This is a genomic window from Bradyrhizobium sp. Ken51, from assembly GCF_055807435.1.
The window spans coordinates 138,712-161,451 of sequence record NZ_JBVVPB010000017.1 but is presented as its reverse complement, the minus strand read 5'-3'; the positions used below and the strand labels follow the sequence as shown (position 1 = coordinate 161,451).

At 64.9% G+C, this 22,740-nt stretch carries 17 protein-coding genes; 9 read left to right on the top strand and 8 right to left on the bottom strand.

What is annotated here, in order from left to right; all coding sequences use genetic code 11:
- Positions 1-140: 140 nt before the first annotated feature.
- Together aptA and AC0L27_RS26625 are read left to right on the top strand one after the other, a co-directional pair.
- Positions 141-1,469 carry an omega-aminotransferase AptA gene (gene aptA, locus AC0L27_RS26630; protein ID WP_473320805.1) on the top strand — a complete coding sequence of 443 codons (1,329 nt, stop codon included), beginning with the start codon at positions 141-143 and terminating at the stop codon, positions 1,467-1,469.
- 70 nt (positions 1,470-1,539) lie between these two features.
- A complete protein-coding gene (locus tag AC0L27_RS26625) occupies positions 1,540-2,805 on the top strand; it encodes a D-amino acid dehydrogenase (protein ID WP_354210447.1) in 1,266 nt (421 codons plus the stop codon).
- Between the two features lie 116 nt (positions 2,806-2,921).
- On the opposite strand, the gene AC0L27_RS26620 is transcribed toward AC0L27_RS26625, so the two are convergent.
- Positions 2,922-3,596 (bottom strand): helix-turn-helix domain-containing protein, encoded by a 675-nt coding sequence (locus tag AC0L27_RS26620; RefSeq protein WP_354210446.1) that lies wholly within the window; start codon positions 3,594-3,596, stop codon positions 2,922-2,924.
- 180 nt (positions 3,597-3,776) lie between these two features.
- Here AC0L27_RS26620 and AC0L27_RS26615 point away from each other — a divergent pair, with 180 nt between their 5' ends.
- Genes AC0L27_RS26615 through AC0L27_RS26600 form a run of 4 tightly spaced genes read left to right on the top strand, consistent with a single transcriptional unit; the run spans position 3,777 to position 7,244 of the window.
- Positions 3,777-4,535, top strand: coding sequence for an ABC transporter substrate-binding protein (locus AC0L27_RS26615; RefSeq protein ID WP_354210445.1), 759 nt, complete (start codon positions 3,777-3,779; stop codon positions 4,533-4,535).
- Positions 4,536-4,566: 31 nt separating this feature from the next.
- Positions 4,567-5,220 carry an amino acid ABC transporter permease gene (locus AC0L27_RS26610; protein ID WP_007600584.1) on the top strand — a complete coding sequence of 218 codons (654 nt, stop codon included), beginning with the start codon at positions 4,567-4,569 and terminating at the stop codon, positions 5,218-5,220.
- Positions 5,217-5,948, top strand: coding sequence for an amino acid ABC transporter ATP-binding protein (locus tag AC0L27_RS26605; RefSeq protein WP_354210444.1), 732 nt, complete (start codon positions 5,217-5,219; stop codon positions 5,946-5,948). The genes AC0L27_RS26610 and AC0L27_RS26605 overlap by 4 nt, the downstream gene beginning before the upstream one ends.
- Before the next feature lie 12 nt (positions 5,949-5,960).
- Entirely contained in the window at positions 5,961-7,244 is a 1,284-nt protein-coding gene (locus AC0L27_RS26600) for an NAD(P)/FAD-dependent oxidoreductase (RefSeq protein ID WP_354210443.1), read from the top strand.
- 3 nt (positions 7,245-7,247) lie between these two features.
- On the opposite strand, the gene AC0L27_RS26595 is transcribed toward AC0L27_RS26600, so the two are convergent.
- The 3 genes from AC0L27_RS26595 to AC0L27_RS26585 form a co-directional block, all read right to left on the bottom strand.
- On the bottom strand, positions 7,248-8,837 hold the full coding sequence (locus AC0L27_RS26595; protein WP_354210442.1) for a gamma-glutamyltransferase family protein: 1,590 nt from the start codon (positions 8,835-8,837) through the stop codon (positions 7,248-7,250).
- A 224-nt stretch (positions 8,838-9,061) separates the two neighbouring features.
- A complete protein-coding gene (locus AC0L27_RS26590) occupies positions 9,062-9,238 on the bottom strand; it encodes a hypothetical protein (protein WP_275172179.1) in 177 nt (58 codons plus the stop codon).
- 9 nt (positions 9,239-9,247) lie between these two features.
- Positions 9,248-9,481, bottom strand: coding sequence for a DUF6894 family protein (locus AC0L27_RS26585; protein ID WP_007600593.1), 234 nt, complete (start codon positions 9,479-9,481; stop codon positions 9,248-9,250).
- Positions 9,482-9,687: 206 nt separating this feature from the next.
- Between AC0L27_RS26585 and AC0L27_RS26580 the strand changes: the two genes are divergently transcribed.
- The 3 genes from AC0L27_RS26580 (at position 9,688) to AC0L27_RS26570 (ending at position 13,810) form a co-directional block, all read left to right on the top strand.
- On the top strand, positions 9,688-11,760 hold the full coding sequence (locus tag AC0L27_RS26580) for a PQQ-dependent sugar dehydrogenase (protein ID WP_275172177.1): 2,073 nt from the start codon (positions 9,688-9,690) through the stop codon (positions 11,758-11,760).
- The gene (locus AC0L27_RS26575) at positions 11,717-12,658 is read left to right on the top strand and encodes an SMP-30/gluconolactonase/LRE family protein (RefSeq protein WP_275172176.1); all 942 of its coding nucleotides are present in this window, start codon (positions 11,717-11,719) and stop codon (positions 12,656-12,658) included. Before AC0L27_RS26580 ends, AC0L27_RS26575 begins: the two co-directional genes overlap by 44 nt.
- Positions 12,659-12,784: 126 nt before the next feature.
- Complete coding sequence (locus AC0L27_RS26570; RefSeq protein WP_275172174.1) at positions 12,785-13,810, top strand: histone deacetylase family protein; 1,026 nt, start codon at positions 12,785-12,787, stop codon at positions 13,808-13,810.
- A 137-nt stretch (positions 13,811-13,947) separates the two neighbouring features.
- Here AC0L27_RS26570 and AC0L27_RS26565 read toward each other — a convergent pair whose 3' ends face one another.
- The 4 genes from AC0L27_RS26565 to AC0L27_RS26550 all read right to left on the bottom strand — a co-directional run bounded on the left by AC0L27_RS26565 (position 13,948) and on the right by AC0L27_RS26550 (position 22,669).
- Positions 13,948-14,928 carry an LLM class flavin-dependent oxidoreductase gene (locus tag AC0L27_RS26565; protein WP_275172173.1) on the bottom strand — a complete coding sequence of 327 codons (981 nt, stop codon included), beginning with the start codon at positions 14,926-14,928 and terminating at the stop codon, positions 13,948-13,950.
- On the bottom strand, positions 14,925-15,656 hold the full coding sequence (locus tag AC0L27_RS26560) for a 4'-phosphopantetheinyl transferase family protein (RefSeq protein WP_275172172.1): 732 nt from the start codon (positions 15,654-15,656) through the stop codon (positions 14,925-14,927). Before AC0L27_RS26560 ends, AC0L27_RS26565 begins: the two co-directional genes overlap by 4 nt.
- A gap of 245 nt (positions 15,657-15,901) precedes the next feature.
- Positions 15,902-16,072: a hypothetical protein gene (locus AC0L27_RS26555; RefSeq protein WP_162847227.1), complete on the bottom strand. Its 171-nt coding sequence runs from the start codon at positions 16,070-16,072 to the stop codon at positions 15,902-15,904.
- A gap of 141 nt (positions 16,073-16,213) precedes the next feature.
- Positions 16,214-22,669: an amino acid adenylation domain-containing protein gene (locus tag AC0L27_RS26550; protein ID WP_354210441.1), complete on the bottom strand. Its 6,456-nt coding sequence runs from the start codon at positions 22,667-22,669 to the stop codon at positions 16,214-16,216.
- Between the last annotated feature and the right edge of the window lie 71 nt (positions 22,670-22,740).

The following is a 22,740-nucleotide window of genomic DNA, read 5'->3' as shown; positions in this document are numbered from 1 at the left end:
CCGTGTTGCAGGTGTTGCGGATCTCGCAAATATGGACCGGCAGCCCCAGTCAAATCAATGGCTTGCAGCTCATCAGAAAAGGACTTGTTGCGCTTTTCAAGCCGTGCCTCTGGTAGCAGGTCAGCAAAGGAGCGTGGCCCGTGACCCTTCATCAGATTCCGAACACCATCAAGACCGACTCGTTCTGGATGCCGTTCACGGCCAACCGGCAGTTCAAGAAGGCGCCGCGCCTGTTCTCCTCGGCCGAGGGCATGCATTACACCACCGTCGACGGCCGCAAGGTGATCGACGCCTCCGCCGGCCTCTGGTGCGTCAATGCCGGCCACGGCCGCAAGCAGATCGCCGCCGCCGTCGAGCGCCAGCTGATGACGCTGGACTTCGCACCGTCGTTCCAGATGGGCCATCCGCTGGCATTCGACTTCGCCGAGCGTCTGGCCGAGATCGCACCGAAGGGCCTCGATCGGATCTTCTTCACCAATTCCGGCTCCGAGTCGGTCGACACCGCACTGAAGATCGCGCTCGCCTATCACCGCGCCAACGGCCAGGCGAGCCGCACCCGCCTGATCGGCCGCGAGCGCGGCTACCACGGCGTCGGCTTCGGCGGCACCTCGGTCGGCGGCATGGTCGCCAACCGCCGCGCCTTCGCCACCCTGCTGCCGGGCGTCGACCACATCCGCCACACCCATGATCTCACCCGCAACGCCTTCGCCAAGGATCAGCCCGAGCATGGCGCCGAGCTTGCCGATGATCTCGAGCGGCTGGTGGCCCTGCACGGCGCCGAGACCATCGCGGCCGTCATCGTCGAGCCGGTGCCGGGCTCGACCGCTGTGTTGCCGCCGCCGAAGGGCTATCTCCAGCGCCTGCGCGAGATCTGCGACAAGCACGGCATTCTCCTGATCTTTGACGAGGTCATCACCGGCTTCGGTCGCCTCGGCACGCCGTTCGCCGCCAACTTCTTCGGCGTCACGCCTGATATGATGACGACGGCCAAGGGCATCACCAACGGCACCGTTCCCTGCGGCGCCGTGTTTGCGAGCCGCAAGGTGCATGACGGCCTGATGGTCGGCCCGGAGAACGCGATGGAGCTGTTCCACGGCTACACTTATTCGGCGCATCCGGTCGCCTGCGCCGCGGGCATCGCCACGCTCGACATCTACAAGGACGAAGGTCTGCCGACGCGCGGTGCGTCGATCTCCGAATACTGGCGCGATGCGCTGCATTCGCTGAAGGGCCTGCCCAACGTCGTCGACATCCGCAATTGCGGCCTGATGGGCGCGGTCGAGCTGTCGCCGCGTGACGGTATGGTCGGCGTGCGTGGCTACGACGTCATGGTCGACTGCTTCAATCGCGGGCTGTACTTCCGCATGAGCGGCGATAGCTTTGCGCTGTCGCCTCCGCTCATCGTCGAGAAGAGCCACATCGATGATATCGTGTCGATCCTCGGCGACGCCATCAAGCGGGTGGCCTGATAATTGCTCTCGCCGTTGCGGAGTTTCCTCTTGCAGCGGCGAGCGTGATGCCGCGGGAGTTTGACGAAGCGTGAAAGTTCTGATCCTCGGCAGCGGTGTCATCGGTGTCACCTCTGCCTACTACCTCGCGCGTGCCGGCCATGAGGTGACGGTTGTCGACCGTCAGCCCGAACCGGCGCTCGAGACCTCCTTTGCCAATGCCGGCGAAGTGTCGCCCGGCTATTCCTCGCCCTGGGCCGGTCCCGGCGTCCCGGTGAAGGCGGTCAAATGGCTGCTGATGAAACACGGCCCGCTGGTGATCCGGCCGAAGCTCGATCCCGTGATGTGGGTCTGGCTGCTCAAGATGCTGCGCAATTGCACCAGCGAACGCTACGCGATCAACAAGAGCCGGATGATTCCGATCGCGGAATATAGCCGCGATTGCCTGCGCGACCTGCGCCGCGACATCGGCATCCAGTATGACGAGCGCTCGCAGGGCACGCTGCAGCTGTTCCGCTACCAGGCCCAGCTCGACGGCACCGGTGAGGACATCGCCGTGCTCAAGGAGTACGGCGTGCCCTTCGAGGTGCTGAGCCGAGAGGGCTGCATCGCGGCCGAGCCGGCGCTGGCGGGCGTGAAGGAGAAGTTCGCGGGCGGACTCCGCCTGCCGCAGGACGAGACCGGCGATTGTCACATGTTCACGCAGGCGCTGGCCAAGCACGCCGAAGCGCTCGGCGTGCGCTTCATGTTCAACACCGGCATCGACCGCATCGTCACCGACGGCGCGCGCGTCAGCGGTGTCGCGACCAGCGCCGGCATGTTGCAGGCAGACGCTTACGTGCTCGCGCTCGGAAGCTGGTCGTCGCGGCTGGTCGCGCCGCTCGATATTTCGCTGCCGGTCTATCCCGTGAAGGGCTATTCGATCACGGTGCCGATCAAGGACGCTTCCGGCGTGCCGGAATCGACCGTGATGGACGAGAGCTACAAAGTCGCCATCACGCGCCTCGGCAATCGCATCCGCGTCGGCGGCACCGCCGAAATCTCCGGCTTCTCGAGCCAGCTCTATGATGCGCGCCGCGCCACGCTCGATCACTCCCTGACCGATCTGTTCCCGCGCGGCGGCGACCTCTCCAAGGCGACGTTCTGGAGCGGTCTGCGCCCGATGACGCCGGACGGCCCGCCGGTGATCGGCCCCACGCAGTATGCCAACCTTCACCTCAACACCGGCCACGGCACGCTAGGCTGGACCATGTCCTGCGGCTCCGGCCGCGTGCTCGCCGACATGCTGTCGGGCAAGAAGCCGGACATTGATGTGAGTGCGCTAACGGTGGACCGGTACAAGTACCGGTTTGGCTAAGTGAGGCCGTCATTCCGGGGCGTCTCGAAGAGACGAACCCGGAATCTCGAGATTCTCAGGTGCGCAATTGCGCACCATAGTTCGATGCTGCGCATCGCCCCGGAATGACGGCTGCGCTACCCCACCGCGGTCACGCAATTCACCCACAACACCACGGCCTTCGCATTCTCGGCCGGATTTGAAAATCGGTGCGGCCTCCGGCTTGCAAACCGAAAACTGTCGCCCGTCTTCAGTGACCATGTCTCGTTGTCCACCGTCAGCATCATCTCGCCTTCGAGCACGAGGCCGGCTTCCTCGCCGTCATGGGTATAGAGCTCGTCGCCGGTGGAGCCGCCGGGCTCCAGATGCACCAGGAACAGGTTGAGCCGGTTGTCGGTGCTGGCGGGGCTCAGCAATTGCTTCGACACGCCGGTGCGCCAGAGCTTCAGTTCGGGCCGCTGAAGCCCTCGCGTGACGATTTGGTCGGATGCGCCGTCGGCATTCGGGCTCGCGCCGAACAGCGCGGCGATGCCGACGCCGAGCACGTCGGCGAGCGTGGCCAGTACGCGCAGCGACGGCGACGACAGGCCGCGCTCGATCTGGCTGAGGAAGCCGATCGAGAGATCCGTGCGCGAAGCGACCGTCTCCAGCGAGAATTGCCTGATGCGCCTGAGATCGCGAATGCGGCGGCCGACCGCGACATCCATCGCCGGCTCGGCCGCTCTCGCAATAGTCCTGGTGCTGGCGCTGGCTTTCACCTTCACCTTTATCTGCACCTTCTTCACCCGCTTTGCGGCGGCCGGTCTGCGCATTCTTTTGCCACCGCTCACGTCAAACCGCTTCCTTCATGTGCATGAAAACCGCTTGCATCGGCCGTAAAAGTGTGACCAAATTTTCATACTGGTGAAAATAGGCCGAAACGGCTTGGCCCGCAACGTCTGCGATGACGAGATCTGCGAGCGCCGCCATCGGCCGGGCCCAAGGGGGATGCGATGAAGCGTTTTGGTCTGGCCGCGGTTGCGGCACTCGCGATTGCCGCAATGGTGCCGGCTTCGGCGCAGCAAGTGCTGAAGGTCGGCTCGACGCCGACAGGCATTCCCTTCACGTTCCTCGACACCAAGACCAATAGCATCCAGGGCATCATGGTCGATCTTGTCACTGAAGTGGGCAAGGATGCCGGCTTCAACGTGCAGATCGAGCCGATGCAGTTCTCGGCGCTGATTCCATCGCTGACATCGAGCAAGATCGACATCATTGCGGCCGCGATGTTCATCACGGCGCCACGCAAGGAGGTCGTCGACTTCTCCGATCCGATCTACACCTATGGCGAAGGCCTCGTGGTCCCGAAGAGCGATTCCAAGGCCTACGCCACCCAGGACGATCTGAAGGGCGAGACGGTCGGCGCCCAGGTCGGCACCGCCTTCGTCGACGCGCTGAAGAAGTCCGGCCTGTTCGCCGACGTCAAGGCCTACGACACCATCCCCGACATCCTGCGCGACGTGAACACCGGCCGCCTCAAGGCCGGTTACGCCGACTATCCGATCCTCGCCTACAATCTGAAGCAGGGCGGCTTTCCCGAGGTGCGCCTGGTCGACGGCTATAAGCCCGTCACCGTCGGCTCGGTCGGCATCGGCGTGCGCAAGGGTGAGACCGCGCTGCTCGGCAAGATCAACGCCTCGCTCGCCAAGCTGAAGGCCAACGGCACCATCGACAAGATCCTCGATAAATGGGGCCTGAAGGCACAGGGTTGATCGCCAGACGCCAATCGATGAAAGCTGATTGATGAAGGGCTTCTGGCACGACGCGGCCGAATTCTTCCCGATCCTGATGAGCGGCGTCGTGCTGACGATCGTCGTCACCATCGGCTCGCTGCTGCTATCGACGGTGCTTGGCCTGGTCTGGGCGATGATGCGGGTCTCCGGCATCCGCGTCCTGTCGCTGCTCAGCGCCAGCCTGATCAACGTGATCCGCGGCATTCCAATCATCGTGCTGTTGTTCTACCTTTACTTCGTGATGCCCGATCTCGGCGTCACGCTGTCCGCGTTGCAGGCCGCGATCCTCGGGCTCGGCATCGCCTACTCGGCCTATCAGGCGGAAAATTTCCGCGCCGGCATCGAGGCGATCGACAAGGGGCAGATCGAGGCGGCGCAATCGATCGGCATGGGCTGGTGGCTGACCATGCGCCGGGTCGTGCTGCCGCAGGCGGTGCGCATCGTGCTGCCGCCCTATGGCAACGTCATGATCATGATGCTGAAGGATTCCTCGCAGGCCTCGACCATCACGGTCGCCGAGCTCGCCCTTCAGGGCAAGCTGATCGCGTCCTCGACCTTCAAGAACACCAACGTGTTTACGATGGTTGCGCTGATGTATCTCACCATGAGCATTCCGCTGATCCTGCTGGTCCGTCACTTCGAGAAGCGGGCCGGCAAGAAATGATCGAGCTGACCGACGTCCACAAGAGCTTTGGCGAGAACGAGGTGCTCAAGGGCATCACGGCGTCCGTGCAGAAAGGCGAGGTGGTCTGCGTCGTCGGGCCCTCCGGCTCCGGCAAGTCCACCATTTTGCGCTGTATCAACGGGCTCGAAAGCTATGACCGCGGCGAGATCAGCGTCGAGGGGTTGAAGGTCGATCGCGACGCTCCGTCGATCGTGAAGGTCCGCACCCAGGTCTCGATGGTGTTCCAGCGCTTCAATTTGTTTCCGCACCGAACGGTGCTGGAGAACGTCGTTGAGGGTCCGCTCTATGTGAAGAAGGAGCCGCGCGCTGCCGCATTCGAGCGTGGCCGCGCACTGCTCGCTCAAGTGGGCCTCGCCGAGAAGGCCAACGAACATCCGCCGCAGCTCTCCGGCGGCCAGCAGCAACGCGTCGCGATCGCGCGGGCGCTGGCGATGCAACCCAAGGCCATCCTGTTCGACGAGCCGACCTCGGCGCTCGATCCTGAATTGGTCGGCGACGTTCTCGGCGTGATGCGCAAGCTCGCCGATGACGGCATGACCATGGTCGTCGTCACCCATGAGATGGGCTTTGCCCGCGACGTCGCCGACCGTGTGCTGTTCATTGACGGCGGTGTTATCGTCGAGCAGGGGCCGGCAAAATCGGTGCTCAATCAACCGCAGCATGCGCGGACGCAGGACTTTTTGCGCCGCGTGCTGCATCCGCTCTGACCGGTTCTTGCCATGACGCGCCTGCCGCTGCCACCCTCGCTCTACGCCGACACCGCCGTGGCGCCGGTTGCGACGCCGCCGCTCGACACGGACAAGAATGTTTCCGTCGCCATTATCGGCGGCGGCTACACCGGCCTGTCCACCGCATTGCATCTGGCGGAGCAGGGCGTCGAGGCACTGGTACTGGAGGCGCAGGAGCCGGGCTGGGGCGCATCCGGCAACAATGGCGGCCACACCAATCCCGGACTGAAGCACGATCCCGATCAGATCGAGGCCGATTTCGGCGCTGAGCTCGGCCGCCGCATGGTCGCGTTCTCCTACGGCACGACGAACTTCACCCACGATTTGATCCGTCGCTACCAGATTCCGTGCGAAGCGCGGCAGAACGGCACGCTGCGCGCGGCCTATAATGAGGCCAGCGCCGCCGCGATCGAGACAACCGCACAACAGTGCATCGCCCGTGGGATGCCGGTGACGTACCTCAATCGCGAGCAATTGCGCGAGATGACCGGCACCGATCGCTACATCGGCGCCATGCTGGATACCCGCGGCGGCGACCTGCATCCGCTCAGCTACGCCCGCGGCCTTGCGCGCGCCGTGATCTCCGCGGGCGCGCAGGTGCATGGCGAAACACCGGCACTATCGCTCCGTCGCGAGGGCAGCCGCTGGCGCATCGAGACTCCGCGCGCGGTGGTTCATGCCGACAAGGTGCTGCTCGCGACCAACGGTTTTACGGACGATCTCTGGCCGGCGCTCCGCCGCACCATCGTGCCGGTGTTTTCCTCGATCGCCGCCACGGCGCCGCTGTCTGATGACGTGGCACGTTCGATCATGCCGACGCGACCGGTGCTCTACGAGAGCGGCCACATCACCGTCTATTACCGCATCGATCAGCAGAACCGCCTCTTGATGGGTGGTCGCGGTCCGATGCGCTGGATCAATTCGCCGCGCGACGTCGCCTATCTCATGCGATATGCCGAGCGGCTATGGCCGCAGCTCAAGGGCGTTGCCTGGACCCATGGCTGGAATAGCCGGCTCGCCATCACAGGGGATCATTATCCGCATGTGCACGAGCCCGCGGACAACATCCTGATCTCGCTCGGCTGCAACGGCCGCGGCGTCGCGCTCTCGACCGCGATGGGCGCGCAACTGGCGCGCCGTCTGATCGGTGGCGCCAAGGCCGAGATCGACATGCCCGTCACCGGCATCAAGCCGATCCCGATGCATGCGTTGTGGCCGGTGGGCGTGACGACGGCAGTGATCGCTGGTCGCGTGCGGGACCGGCTGGGGATCTAAGCCTCAGCCCTCGACCACCGCGTCGGCCCACGGCTGGAAAATCTCGACTGCGCCGGAATTGGTGTCGCCGTCGCGCATCACCACGCTCGGGCAGGCGAACTTCTGCGGCAAGGACTGCACCCGCGCTTCCTCATAGTCGAAGCGCGCCGCGAGCGTCTCGCGTGTGCCCGCAGGCAACCTGGTATCGCCGATCACGATTGCGCCTTCGCTGGCATCGATGCGCGGCTGATGGATCGCGGCATCGAGATCCATGCCAAAATCCATCGCAAACGATACGATCTGCATCACCGAGGGCAGGATGCGGCGACCGCCCGAGGCGCCGACCGCGAGCCGCTTGCCGTCCTTGGCCTCGGCGATGACAGGCGTGTAGTTGGTGAGGCAGCGCTTGCCAGGGGCGAGCGAGTTGGTGGTGCCCGGCGTCGGGTCGAACCACATGATGCCGTTGTTCATGGCAATGCCGGTGTGCGGCGTGACGTATTTCGAGCCGAAGGATGACAGCAGCGTCTGCGTCACGGCCGCGATGTTGCCGTGGCGGTCGACCACGGAGAAATGCGTGGTGCAGGCGGGCGCCAGATAGTCCGCCCCGAGCGAACGCTTGCCGTCCGCATCCCCCATATCCTTGAGCCGCTCGCGATAGGCTGATTGCAGCGCGGCGGCATATTCGACGTAGGCGGCTGCATCGGGCGCGCTTCCCGGCTTAAAGTTCTGTTGCAACAGGCGCAGCGCATGCGCCATCGTCGGCCCGGCCGTGAGCTCTGGCGTCGCAAACACTTTGCCGCCGCGATAGGGGATCGCCAGCGGCTCGCGCGGATGGGCGCGGAACGCGGCGAGGTCCTCCACCGACAGCGCGCCGCCGTCGGCGCTGATGTCGGATGCGATGCTCCTGGCGAGATCGCCTTGGTAGAAATCGCGCGGACCGGCGTCGGCAAGGTGCAACAGCGTCGCCTTCAGTGTGTCCAGCGGCAGTCGCGTCTCTGACTTGATGCCCCATGGCGCGCTTGGCGGGAGGCCGTCCTTCAGGAACGTTGTCGCACTCGCGGGATAGCGCCGAAGATCGGCCGCCGACGCCGCGATCGTCAGCGTGGTCCACCAATCGACCAGCAGGCCTTCACCGGCGAGGGCCGCGGCTGGCGCGACCAGATCTTTCCAAGGCAGCCTGGCGTGACGACGATGCGCCTCTTCCATGCCGGCGACGACGCCGGGCACGGCGATCGAGCCGGGGCCGTGGATGTTGCGGTCGTCCTTGACCCGCTGCCAGGGAAACAGATCGGAAGCCGCGCCTTCGCCGCTGAGCGGATAGTCGGCGGTGCGCAGGCTTTGCGGGGCGCACATGCCGTAGTCGATCACTTCGTAGCGATTTTCCGCCGCACGGTAGAGCACCATCGCGCCGCCGCCGCCCATGCCGCTGTTCCAGGGCTCCAGCACGTTGAGCGCGAAGGTGGTGGCGACGATCGCGTCCACACAGTCGCCGCCTGCCGCCAGCACTTGCGCCCCCACTTCGGCCGCCCGCCGCGATTGCGCAGCGACGATGCCGCCTTTGGATGTAACGGCGGGCTTGCGGACGGTTTGGGCGTGGCTGAACTGATGAGGCATGATGATGTCTGTGTGCTGTCTTCGGTTTGGCTTCGTTGCGCTGAGCTCCGCAATGGGCGGGAGCGTGCGAAGAATGGCACATCGCCCCCACCGAGAACATGGAAAGGGAGGCGCGACATGGCTGGTGTGAAGCAGGCGGGGGAGGCGCCAACACGTGAATGCCCGGGCAGGCCCGGGCATGACGAGTTGTGAGACCGATCAGTGGAAAGCAGGAGCCGCAGGGCTCAGCGGGCGCGATCCAGCCGGCTGGCCTGATACTTGGCGTGCCATTTCGGGCCAGGCCCGCGCATGTAGTGGAGCTCGGGCCGGTAGGGATTGCCGGCGATCCGGATCAGCGTCTGCCATTTGCTGGCGACGAAGCTCAGGGGCTGGCGGAGCAGGGTCAGTGACGCGAGCAACATGGCATCACCTCAGTGCGGCTTGCCGAGCATGGCAGTGAAGGGGAGATCGAAGATCTCCTCGCCGTCGGAGCCGCTGACATGGATCACCCAGTCGCGCCAATCCTCAGCGCCGGGCGTCAGGATCATCGCGTTCATGATCTGGGCGGCACGGTCGCGCGCCTCGGTCAGATTGGTCACCGCTGTGCCGCTGCGATCGATCAGCGTGCCCTCGGTATTTGAGCAGTGAAAATAGACCTGGACCATATGCGTCTCCTATTGGGAGCGATTGGGACGGCAAACCGATACCATTCCAAGCCTTCGCGAAACATTCGGGTCGAGCCCGGTAAGGGAATCTACGGAGATTGGTCGGCGCCAAGCCCCCTGCTGGTTTGATCACAAGGGGGTGTTGATCAACTGGACGGCATTCCCACGGCATGGAACAACCCTGGACGGAAAGCCCGGGAGGCGCCGTGAACCACCTCACATTCTGGCGTGAACGCCGAAGCCTGCGCGTATGCGCGGGCGCCTTGGTGATCCTCCTGACCTTCGCCTCGGTAGGCTCGTCAGAACCGGTCCGCAAGAGCGGCTATGCGATCGGCCCGGAGACCTGCGGCAGCTCCGATCTGGTTTTTCCAAGAATCCAGATCGACATGAAAGCGGGATTTTGCGCCGGCCTCGTCGCCAGCGAGGAGGATCGGCTGAAATTCCCGCGCTCGATCATCCAGGTGCCCGGTCGTGACCTGTTCGTGGTCGCGGACATGGCGGGCTGGGGCCATACCGACGGGCGGCTGCTGTTGCTCGACCCGCGTGCACCTGAGGGACAGCGGTTCAAGGAGCTGCTGACTGCAATCGAATATCCGTTCGGTCTCGTGATCGGTCCGGACAAGAAGCTCTATGCCTCGAGCGCGGAGACGATCTTCCGGTTCGATCCGCTCGCCGACAAACCGCGCGATACGGTCGAGACCATCGTCCGTCACATGCCGGGCCGCCGGATCACATTGCCCGACGGCACCAGGGTCGACGAGAGCGCGCATCCACTCAAGCAGTTTGTCTTTGATAAGAACGGCCGCCTGTTCGTCAACATCGGCTCGCACAGCGACGACTGCATCACGCCGGCGCCGATCACAAAGCCTTGCGCGGCGGCCGAGGGCGCTTCCGCGATGGCGTCGATCTGGCTGTTCATGCCGCCGCCGGGCGGTATTTTCCCGGCGTTGAAGCCTGGCGATGCCGACCCGCCGCATAGCGTCTATGCGCGCGGCCTGCGCAACTCGATGGCACTGGCGCTGCACCCGAGCTTTCCCGATGCGGGCTATGCCTTCCTGCAAGGCGAGAACGGTCGCGACCTGCCTGACATTTTCAAGCCGAACGAGGAGATCAATGCGATCGAGCAGGGTCGGCATTACGGCTGGCCCTATTGCTACGATCTGTCGACGCCGAGTCCCGAATTCAGGATCGTCTTGCAGGCGGGAATCTACAAGTCGCTGTGCACCTCCAACGTTCTCTACAAGTCGCCGTTCTCGCTGCTGCCGCCGCACGGTGCGCCGCTCGCGATGCTCTATTATCACGGCGTGAAATTTCCGGAGCTCGAGGGCAAGCTGCTGGTCGGCCTGCACGGCTATCGCCCGACCGGCAGCCGCGTCATCGTCTATGACGTCGACGACCACGGCTTCCCGAAGCCCGCCCCGGCGCCGGTGCGCTATCATGTCAGTTGCGCGGCCGATCCGACCCACAGCTTTCACACCGAGGCCGGCGACGTCGCCGCGGCGCCGTTCGAGGAGCTGATCGCAGGCTGGCACCGCGTCAACGGCGCGCGGCCGCAAGGTGCGCCCGTCGGCATGACGGTCGCGGAGGACGGCGCAATCTGGTTGGTCGAGGACAAGAACCAGACCGTGATCCGGATCGACCGGGCCGCGGGCGATGCGCCCGCGCCGTTGCCCTGCGACATGCGTAGCCAGGCGCTGATCGATCAACTGGCGGTCTTCGTGGCCAGGGACGCGCAGAACAGCGTCCGGCTTACCAATTTGCGCAAGGGCCTCGTCGAGAAGCATTGCGTCGGCTGTCACTCGGATTTCGGCTTGAAGCCCGGCCAATCGGACGCACAGAAGGACGCGACGGTGCTTCGCTTCATGCTGTCGCAGGATGGCTGGATCTATCCTGGCGATCCCGACTCCGGCAAGTTGCGCACGCGGCTTCACGGGTTAGGCGCGGAGAAGCTGATGCCGCCGGGTGGCGAAGGCTTGCCGAAGGCCGAGCCTGGTTACACGCGCCTGCTCGACACGGCGGATCTGCTGGTGTCAAAAATGGTTCCAGGCATCCGGATGCGGATCAAGCCCGGCCCGCCGCAGCGCAAGTTCTTTGGGAAAACCAACAAGGAATGCGGCGAAATACCGGCTGCCAAGGTCGTCGTCGTGACACAAAGGAACGCTGTAGACAAACTTGGCTTCAGCCGCTTCTTCCGGCCGGCCGATCCCTATCTGAATGGCGAGTGCAGCGACGGCGATGGCTATTACATCCGGCAGGAATTTTTGGTGCCTGTGCAGTAGCGTTGTTCTCGTCCTTGCGACGGCACCGGCCCGAGCGGAAACGAAACTGTTCGAAAGCGTGCAGGTGACGCCATCAGGCGAATACACGTTCGGCATCGAAGGGCCGGCCGCCGATCTCGATGGCAATCTCTTCGTCGTCAATTTCGGCAAGCCCGGCACCATCGGCAAGCTGCCTGTCGGCGGCGCGGCGTCCGTGCCGTTTACGGCTTTGCCCGAGGGCAGCGTCGGCAACGCCATCCGCTTCGCGCGCGATGGCACCATGTTCATCGCCGACTACAAGAAGCACAACATCTTCGCGATCCCGAAGGGATCGACCGAGCCCGCCCTCTGGTTTCACTCCGACGAGATGAACCAGCCCAACGACATCACCATCGCCCGCGACGGCACGATCTACGCGAGCGATCCGAACTGGAAAGGTCGCGAAGGTCACATCTGGCGCATCGCGAAGGGAGCCGACGGAACGGTGCAGGGACAGCTCATGTCGGCGCCGCGCGCGATGGGCACCACCAACGGCATCGATCTCAGCCCTGATGACAAGACGCTCTATGTCGGGGAATCCAGCAGCGGCCAGATCTGGTCCTACACGGTCGGCGCCAATGAGCTCACCAGTCCGAAACTCGTCAAGGCGTTCCAGCCCGACACCGTCGACGGCCTGCGCACCGACATGGCCGGCCGCCTCTATGTCGCGCGCATCCTCAAGGGCACGATCACGTTGATGAAGGCCAGTGGCGCGGTCGAGCGGGAGATTGCGCTAAGGGCCAAGGAGCCGACCAATCTCGCCTTCGGCGGCAGCGACGGCAAGACGATCTTCGTGACCCAGCGTCAGGGCGGCTTCGTCGAGTCCTTCCGCACCGACCAGCAGGGCCGCGAGCACTGTCTTCAGCGCGGGCGCTGCTGAGTTTCACGAGCGATCTGCTTCCGGCGCAGGGCGGCGCGACACGGGCGGCATTCTTCTTGCTTGCATCTCGCCGCCGCGGGGATTTAGACATCTGTGGCACCGTCAAAGCGACCACGGAGTGTTTGAGTGAAAGCCGTCCATACCGAGCTGCATCGCAGCCACGATCCGCAATTCTTCCTGGTTCGTGGTGTGGTCAAGCGCACAACCGAGCAGCCCGAACGTGCCGACCGCCTGCTCAAGGGGCTCAAGGACGGCAAGCATCAACTGGTCGAGCCGACCACATTCGGGCAGGGGCCGCGTGCGCGCATCCACAGTCCGGAATATCTGTCGTTCCTGAGCGAGGCCTGGGAGGCCTGGACCGCGCTCGGCGATTCCGGCCCGGAGATGATTGGCAACATCCATCCGGTGCGCCATGCCGCGACTTATCCCACTCACATCATCGGCAAGCTCGGCTGGCACACCGCCGACACCGCGGCGCCAATCGGCCCGGGCACCTGGGCCGCGGCCTGCGCCGCGACCGACGTCGCCGTCACCGCGGCGCAGATGGTGATGGACGGCGAGGATGCGAGCTACGCGCTCTGCCGTCCGCCCGGCCATCACGCCTATCGCGACATGGCCGGCGGCTTCTGCTTCCTCAACAACAGCGCGATCGCGGCGGCGCATCTGCGGCAGAGGCACGAGCGTGTCGTGATCCTCGACGTCGACGTCCATCACGGCAACGGCACGCAAGGCATCTTCTACGCGCGGCCGGACGTCTACACGGTCTCGATCCATGCCGATCCCGTCGCGTATTACCCTTACGTGTGGGGCTATGCGCATGAGCGCGGCGAAGGTCCCGGCCTCGGCACAAATCTCAACATCCCCCTGGCGATCGGCACCGGCGATGACGGTTACATCCAGGCGATGGACGTCGCGCGCAAGGCGATCGAATCCTTTGCGCCCGGCGCCCTTGTCATCGCTCTCGGCCTCGACGCCTCCGAGCACGATCCGCTGAAGGGTCTCGCGGTCACTACGCCCGGCTTCCGCCGCATCGGCCAGGCCATCGCGAAGATGGGCCTGCCGACCGTGTTCGTGCAGGAGGGCGGCTATCTCTCGGATATCCTGGGCGCGAACCTGACCTCGGTGCTGGCGGGATTCGAAGAGGCGCGGTGATTTTCGCTGAGTAGCCCATCCTTCTCCGTCATTGCGAGCGTAGCGAAGCAATCCAGAATCTTTCCGCGCAGGGACTCTGGATTGCTTCGCTACGCTCGCAATGACGATGTGATGGTTAGGTCGACTTCATCAACAACTCAAAACATCCCGCTTGCCGCGAGCGCCTTGCAGACGTGCTGCATCTCGGTCTCGTCTGCGACCATGTCGAGCATGATCGTGGTCAGCCCTTTCGCGGCAAATTCCTTCAGCTTCGCGCCGATCTCCGCGTAGCTGCCGACGAGGTAGGGGCAGTCGGCCTGGAAGGTCAGGAACGGCAGCAGCCAATAGCCATTGTCCGCTAGCTCGCCGCTCTGGCCCTCGTAGAGGCGCCGCTTCCACACGGAATCGCTGTTTTCCACGGTGAGTGCGAGCAGTTCGCGATCGTCGGCATTATCGCGGAAACGCGCCTTTGCCGCTTGTCGTGCCTCGTCGCGTCCCTCGCGGGCGAAAATTCCAAAATTCACGCCCGGCGCATCGAGGCCGCGGTCGAGATCGGGCGGCAGCATCTGCATCTTGATGCAGCCGGTCTCCTTCGCCACGCGCTGTGCCGGCTCGGACTGGCCTGCGACCAGAAATTCCGGCATCAGCTCCGGCGGCAGGCGCGGCCGCAGTTGCAGGTTGCTTGCGCGGTAGAACCGGCCCTCGAAAGTCGCCGGCCGCGGGCTTGCCAGCAGCTGGCGCATCAGCGCAACGAATTCGCCGAGCCGGACATAGCGGTCGGCATGCGACTGCTCGTCGCCGAGCCCCTGCAAATCGCTGACCGCCGTCCCCGTGATCATGTTGAGATAGACCTTGCGGCCGTGGAGCTGCGCAAAGGACGAGACAAATTTCGCCGCCGTGAACGGGTGCATGTAGACCGGATTGACCGCGATCAGCGGCGAGGATCGGGTCGTCTCGCCGATGATGTGCTGGGCCATCGCCCAGGGCTCGACGAACACGTCGTTGCCTTCGAACAGCAGGATGCCTTCGAAGCCGTTGCGGTCGGCGAACTGCGCGACCCGCATCAACTCGGCGACGTATTTCTTGGGGTCGCGGTTGCGCGAAATCGCGGGAAATACGCGCAGCCGCCGCGGCGTCATTCAGCCGCCTCCTGCAGCGGCCACGCATTGCGGGTGATGGGAAGGCCGCCGGTGGCGCGGGAGCCATCGGCAATCGCGAGACGATGCGAGGGCGACGGCGAGATCAGCTGGAATCGCCACCCTTGCGGATCGTCGGCAATATCGGGCTTGAAGCTGATCTCGATCGCCTCGCGCGATACCTGCATCGCGAAGGCATCGAGCGGCAAATTGAGGCCGAAACCCCTGGCCTTCAGATAGGCCTCTTTCAGCGTCCAGTAGTCGAAGAAGCGCTCGGTCGCGGCGGGCTCCGGCAGCCCGCGCAGCGTTTCGACCTCTTCCGGCGCGAAGAACCGAAGCGCCGTCGACAGCGGCGCCACCCGACGCGACACGGTCTCGACATCGACGCCGACGGTCTCATGCCCTGACACGACGCAGGCGACGCAGCCGTCGGCATGCGACAGGCTGAAATGCAGCGCGCTCGAGGTCTTGGGCGATGCGACAAACGGCCGCCCGTAACGCCCGGCCGCAAATGACCAGTCGGTGGGGGCGACCTCAGGTGCGACATGCGAGAGCGCAAGGCGCAACATCGCATGCGCGAAAATATACTGCCGCTGGTGCCGCTCGAACATGAAGCGGTGGGCTCGTACCCGTTCGTCGACCGAGAGCAGGCGCCGGCACGTATCAACCGCATCCGGCGCGTCAAAAGTCTCGATCAGTCCGACAAACAGTTCAATTCTGTCGTCTGCCATCAATTGGGCCCATGGCGTCAGGCCGGGGCCAAATCCCCTGCCATGACGGAAGAATCAACTGAGCAAGAATCAACTGAGCGGACCGCTTCTAGCGGTCCACTCGGGCGAATCCTTGTCGATTGCTGGCCGGTTTACGGGCGCAAGCTTGTGCGAGACCCCAACTCGACACGCGAGCGGCCAAATTTGAAAGCTGAAGCCCGAAAACTGAAGCCCGAAGATTCGTGCGGCGTCCCGGCCGACGAGTCTTACGTCTTCTTCTTCTTGGACTTCTTTGAGCCGCCCAACATCGAGATGCTAGCGTCGACGTCCTTCAGCGCGGACTGCAGCTTCTTCTTCTCGGCGCCGAGCAACTTCTGCAGGGCCTTGCGGTCCTTGTCGCTCAACGAGGTGCCCTTGGTAAATTTGATGAAACCCATAACGAACTCCCCGGTTGAAAATAATCGTCCAAATCAAAACGCGAGAATAATCTTGCGCGATGGCGCCAAATAATCAAGATGCAACTTGGTCATTCACAGCTTTGACGAGTGACCCCGTATTCGTCCGTGCTTTGCGGCCGGTCATGCCGCCCTGCGATTGAGCAATCGGCCGAGTGGCGCATTGGGTTGGACGAGAGCAGCCCCGAGCAGCGCGACGAGATCCTCCATCCACTGGCCGACCGTAGCGCCGTCGAGCAGCTCGCTCTTGTAATTGCATGAACCGGTGATACCCGTCGACCGCTCCTTGAGCATCAGCGACAGCCATGTCTGGTCGATCGGCAGCACCGGCTGGCCTTCGCGGGCGATGTTGCCGATCGATGCTGTCGCGAGATCAGGCAAATCGAGCGGCTGGCGCAGCGGATTTTGCAGGGTGAAATAGACCTGGAGCAGCGAGGCTGGATTGACGCCCTCCTGCTCCAGATGGTCGGCCAGGATGTTGAACGGCAGCTCCTGGCGCGCATGCGCGTCGAGCACGCTCTCGCGGACCCGGGCCATTGCCTGCGCGAACGACAGCTCCGGCGTGATTTTGGTGCGAACCATCACCGTGTTCTCGAACGGACCGACGATCCGGTCGGTGTCCGGCTGGGCGCGATTGGCCATGGCGGTGGCGATCGAGATGTCGTTGCGGCCGGTCCGCGCCAGCAGCAGGGCTTTCAAACCGGTCAGCAGGCACATGAACAGCGTGCAATTGTGCTGGCCGGCGAAAGCCGCGAGCCGGCTGATCAGCTCACGCTCGAGACTGACCGGATGGTGCCCCCTGGACGGGCCCGGGCTTGATTCGCCCTCGAAGAGGGGAGGCGCCCCGCGCAAATTCTCGGTCCAGTCGGCCGCCTGACGGCGGGCGGCATCGGTGCCGCACCACCAGCGTTGCCAGCGCGCCACGTCCGAAAAAGCCGGCGGCGGTTTCGGCAGCGGCACCGACCGATAGCCGGCCAGCGCCGCATAACGGTTGGATATTTCCTCGAACAGCACGCCGATCGACCAGCCATCGACGACGGCGTGGTGCAGTGTCAGCAGCAACACGTGATCGCCGTCGTGAAGTCGCAGCAGCCGGGCGCGCAGCAGCGGCGCGCGCGTGGTGTCGATCGGGGTATAGGTCTCCTGTTCGATCAGGAGATCGATCTTGCGGAGCTCCAGCGCCTTGCGCCGCTTGTTGTTGTGGGGCTGACCGTCGCCGATCGTCTCGACGGCCAGAACACGGCCGAGGGCGCCGGGCGCGGCGATGCGGCTGACGGGCTCCCCGCCGTTCCAGCCGAAATGGGTCCGCAGCGATTCGTGCCGGCGCACGATGTCGTCGATCGCCTGCGCCAGAGCAGCCAGAATGAGCGGCCCCTGGAGACGGAAGGCGAAAGGCAGGTTGAACAGCGGCAGTCCCTGAAGATTCTGCTCGATCCGCAGCATCTGGTCCTGCGCGATCGAGAGCGTGGGAGGGCTGCCTTCGGCCAGGCTCGCTGTAGCCAGCCTTGCGAAACTTGCGGCCGGCTTGCGCGGCTTTGCCGCCACGGCCTCGTCGACCCGCCGGGCAAGCTCGTCGATCGTCGGTGCCTCGAAGATGGTCTTGATCGGCAGCGACACGCCGAGCGCCCGAGCGACGCGCGCCATGACTTGGCCCGCCAGCAGCGAATGGCCACCGAGGTCGAAGAAATTGTCGGTCACGCCGAGGCTCTCGACCGTCAGCAGGTCGATCCAGATGTCGGACAGTACCTTTTCGGTGAAGCGCCGCGCCGGCACGGTCGTATCCGGTCCGAACGTTTCCTGCTGCGCCGGCGCCAGCAGCGCGCTCCGGTCGATTTTGCCATGGGCATTGAGCGGCACCTGATCCAGGAACAGGAACGCGGACGGGATGGCGTGTCCCGGCAGCCGGCTCTTCAGGAAGTCGCGCAGCTCGCTGGCGCTGCTCCGGCTGCCGGATCTTGCGACGATATGGGCAATCAGCCTGGCATCGCCGCTCGCTTCGCGACGCGGCTCGACGATGCCAGCGCGCACACCCGGATGGTCGGCAAGCGCGTTCTCGATCTCCTTGAGCTCGATACGGTAGCCGCGGACCTTGACCTGATGGTCGGCGCGACCGAGGCATTCGATCGTGCCGTCGGCGCGGCGGCGGGCGAGGTCGCCGGTCCGGTACAGCCGGCTGCTTGCTTTGCGCGAGAACGGATCGGGCAGGAAGCGCTGCCGGTTCTGCGCGGGATGGTTGACATAGCCGCGGCCGACACCGGCGCCGCCGATGCAGAGCTCGCCGGTCACGCCGACCGGCTGCGGCTGCAGGCTTGCGTCGAGCACGTAGAGCTGCATGTTCGGAAGCGGCGCGCCGACCGGGACATGGCTCGTGTCGGTCGCCGGCGCCCTGGTCAGGCGATGCAGCGAGACGTCGTCGGAACATTCCGACGCACCATAGGCATTGATCAGCGGCACTTTCGGACAGCGGGCGAACCAGGCCTTGCAGAGATCGATGGGCAGCGGCTCGCCCGTCGAGATCAGAAGCCGCAGCCTCGCAAAGGCGCGTCGGACCTGTGCCTCGTCCATGCGATCGAGGATGACGCGCAGCAGCGACGGGACGATCTCGAGCACCGTGATGCCCTCGCGCTCGATTTCCTGCGCAATCAAAATCGGGTCCTGCACGATCGCGGTACTGCAGACATGGACGCGCGCGCCGACCATGGGCCCCGCGAGGAACTGCCACACCGAGATGACAAAACTCTGGGGCGCGGTCTGCGCGATCACGTCCCGGGACGAGAGGTTCAGCTCGGAGATGAGCGAGGCCAGATGGTTCGAAAGCCCGCGCTGCTCGATCATGACGCCCTTCGGCGCGCCGGAGGAGCCGGAGGTGTAGATGAGGTACGCAAGGCTCGAAGCCGCGCGCCGGGCCGCGCGGGCCGGCTTGGTCGACGCTGGCGCAATGGCGTCCTCGAGCTCGGCCATTCGGATGCGCTCGACCAGCGGTTCGAGCAGCGCCTCCGCCATGGACGACTGCGCCCGTCCGGTCAGCAACACGCGGGCGCCGCTCGATCCGAGGATGGTTGCGAGCCGTGCCGGCGGCTGGTCGGGATCGAGATTGAGGAAGGCAGCGCCCACGCGTTGCACCGCGATCATCGCGGCAAGCAGGTCGGGCCCGCGATCTGCAAGCAGGGCGACCACGACCTCGGCGCCGATGCCTTCGAGGGCCAGCCAGCGCGCGGCCGCCTGGCTGCGGCGCGCCAACTCGCGATAGCTCACGGATGTGCGGCCGTCCGACACGGCGATCGCGTTCGGCGTCTTCTTGACCTGGCGGTCGAAACGTTCGCTCGGATTGCTGCGCGTGGCGAAATTGGCCCGCACGCCCCGGCCCTGCGCCAGCAGCTGCCGGCGTTCGGCCTCGGTCAGGAGTGGCAGGTGCGAGATGCGCTGCTCGGGATCGGCGATGACGGATTTGAGCAGGGTTTTGAACTGAGCGGCCATGCCCTCGATCGTCGCCGCGTCGAACAGATCGGTGGCGTATTCGAAGAAGCCGGTGAAACGGCCGTCGGCCTCGACCAGTTCGAGGGTGATGTCGAATCGCGCCACCTTTGGATCGATCTCGAGCCGCCGCGTCGACAGACCGGAGAAAGATGCCGCCTCGATCGAGGCGTTCTGGAGGATGAACATGATCCGGAACAGCGGATTGCCATCGCTCCTTCGCGCGATCTGAAGCGCGCGAAGGACCTCTTCGATCGGGAGGTCCTGATTGCGATAGGCATCGAGCGTGACCTGCCGTACCCGGCGCAACATGTCGCCGAAGCTCGGATCGCTGCCAAAATCATTGCGCAGGATCAGGGTGTTGGCGAACAGTCCGATCAGACGCTCGCTCTCGATCTGGTTACGGTTGGCGATCAGCGATCCCGTCGCGACATCCTCGTGTCCGGTGTGGCGGAACAGCAGGCACTGGAACGCCGCGAGCAGGGTCATGAAGGGCGTGACGCCCTGGTTCTGGCTCAGCGCACGCAGGTCGGCCGACAGAATTTTGGAGAATTCCAGATAGTGACGGGCACCGTGACCGCTCCAGACCTCCGGCCTTGGCCGGTCGGTCCACAGCGGCAGCGTGGTGACGCCGTCGAGATGCGTCCGCCAGTAATCGAGCTGCTCCTTTGCCGCCGGCGTCTTGGCCCAGCTTTGCTGCCAGAGCGCAAAGTCGCGGTACTGGAAGGCGGGCGAAGGCAGTGCCGCCGCGTCCTTCTTGCGCGCTGCCGAATAATGGGCGGCGAGTTCTTCCCAGAACAGCCGCTGCGACCAGCCGTCGGTGACGAGGTGGTGGACGTTGACCACCAGCGCGTGGCTGCTCTTGTCGAACGAGAGCAGCGTGACCTTCAGCGGCGCCTCATGCGCAAGGTCGAACGGATGTTGCGCGAGCCGGAGCGCTTCGCGCCTGACGACAGCGGCCCGCTTGTCCGCAGGGCAGGGCTTGAGCTTGATCCGCTCGAACTGCGGCGGCGATTGCAGCACAAGCTGCACCGGCTCGCCCTCGCGTTCAACGATGATCGATCGCAACGCCTCATGGCGCGCCGAGATCGCGGCGAGGCCAGTAGAAAGTGCGGAGACGCCGAGCCCACCCTTGAGGAGCGCGACTTCGACGACGTTATAATTGTAGCGCGTGGGGTCGAGCCGCGAGAGCACGTACATCCGCTGCTGCTGGAACGAGAGCGGCGCGTCTGCTTCCGTGGCCTGGCGCCAAGCCGGCAGCAGCGTTTCGCGATGGGTTGCAGCGGTCTCGATCCGGGCCGCAAGCGCGGCGGCCGTGGCGCAATCAAAAACGTCCTCGAACGAGAAGTCGACATTGAAGCGTTCGCGCAGGCGCGAGCGCATCTGCGTCACCGCGAGCGAGTCCGCGCCGAGCGCGAAGACGTCCTGATCGCCCCCGACCTGCGGCAGCTCCAGCAAATTGGCCCAGACCCCGGCGAGCTCCGTCTCCAGCGCATTGCGCGGCAGACGAGCCTCGTCCTCGCCGCCGCCCCCTGTTGCGATCAGCTCGGCCAGCGCATTGCGCTTAACCTTGCCGCTGGCGCCTTTCGGCAGCGTCGCCACGCTGCGGATCAGGCTCGGCACCTTGTAGGCCGCGAGCCGCTTCCGGGCGAACTGACGCAACTGGTCCGAGGTCGCCTCGGAATTAGGCCGCAGCACCACGATTGCGGCGACGTTCTCGCCGAGCTTCTGGTGCGGGACGGCAAACACGCCGGCCTCCAGCACCCCCGGATGGCTGAGCAGAACCTCTTCCACCTCGAGGGGCGAGATCTTCTGCCCGCCGCGGTTGATGACGTCCTTGATGCGGCCGACGATGAAGAGATAGCCGTCGGAGTCGAGATAACCGAGATCGCCGGTCCGGAACCAGCCGTTGCGAAAGGCAGCCTGTGTCGCCGCCTCGTCATTATAGTAGCCGCGGCTCATATTGGGTCCGCGCAGCGTGATCTCGCCATGCTCGCCGCTGGCGAGCGCGCGGCCCGTCTCGTCCATGATTGCGATCTCGGGGCCCGCGGCACGGCCGACCGATCCAATCTTGCGCAGCTCGAACGGGTTGGCCGCGATCTGTGAGGCCGCCTCCGTCATGCCGTAGGTTTCGAGCACGGGAACGCCGAACGTCGCCTCCAGCCCGTCGAGGATCGCAGGCGCAAGCGATGCCGAGGCGGAGCGGATCACGCGCAGCGACGACGATCGGGCAAGATCCGGGTTCGCCTCCGCCGCCGTCAGCAGCGCGCGATGGATGGTCGGCACTGCCGTGTACCAGGTCGGTTGCAGCTGCCGCATCCAGCCGAAGAAGGAGGATGCGTCGAAACCGTCGGTACAGATCACGCTGGAGCCCGCGGCCAGCGCCGTCAGCAGGCCGGAGATCAAACCATGGGCGTGAAACAGCGGCAGGACGTTGAGCAGACGATCGTGGGACGCGAGCGACAGCACGCGGCCGGCGTTGTAGGCGGAGAGACACACATTGCGATGCGTCAGCGGCACCATCTTCGGCCGCGCCGCCGTGCCCGATGTCAGCAGGATGAACGCGTCATCGTCGCCGCGCGAGGCGCCGATGCTGCTCGCCGGTCCAACCGCAGGCCCGACGAACGCGCAGCCGCCGAGATCATCTTGCGGCCCCGGCATGAAATCGATCACGGCAATATCGAGCGCCTTGGCGACATCGCGGGCGGCCGAGTTCGTGTCGGCCCTGGTGACGAGCGCCGTCAGCTTCAATTCGCTGAAATAGCGTTGCAGCTCGTCCGCCGTCAGATCGGGATTGACGGGGACGCAAGCGCAGCTCGAGGCGACCGTAATCAGAGCCAGTGCGCTGTCGGCACCGCGCGGCAGCGCAACCGCAATGCGGTCGGCAGGTGCAATGCCAAACCCGCGCAGCGTGCTGACGAGCTCATGCGTTCGCTCGGCAATCTCGCCGTAGTTGAGGACCGGCCGGCCGGGGGCGAGGAGGGCGGGGGCCGCCGGCGTCTTGCGGGCATGGAAATCGAGAAGGCCGCCGATATGCGCGAATATCTTCGTTTCGGCCGTCGTGCCGGCTGATTCCTGCGGCGCTGGGCGTGTGGCGTCCGACAATTCCGTTCCCTTTTGATCCGATTGGGCTATTCTTCCAAGAAGTTAAGGAACGCGTCCAGTCTGAGGTGAAG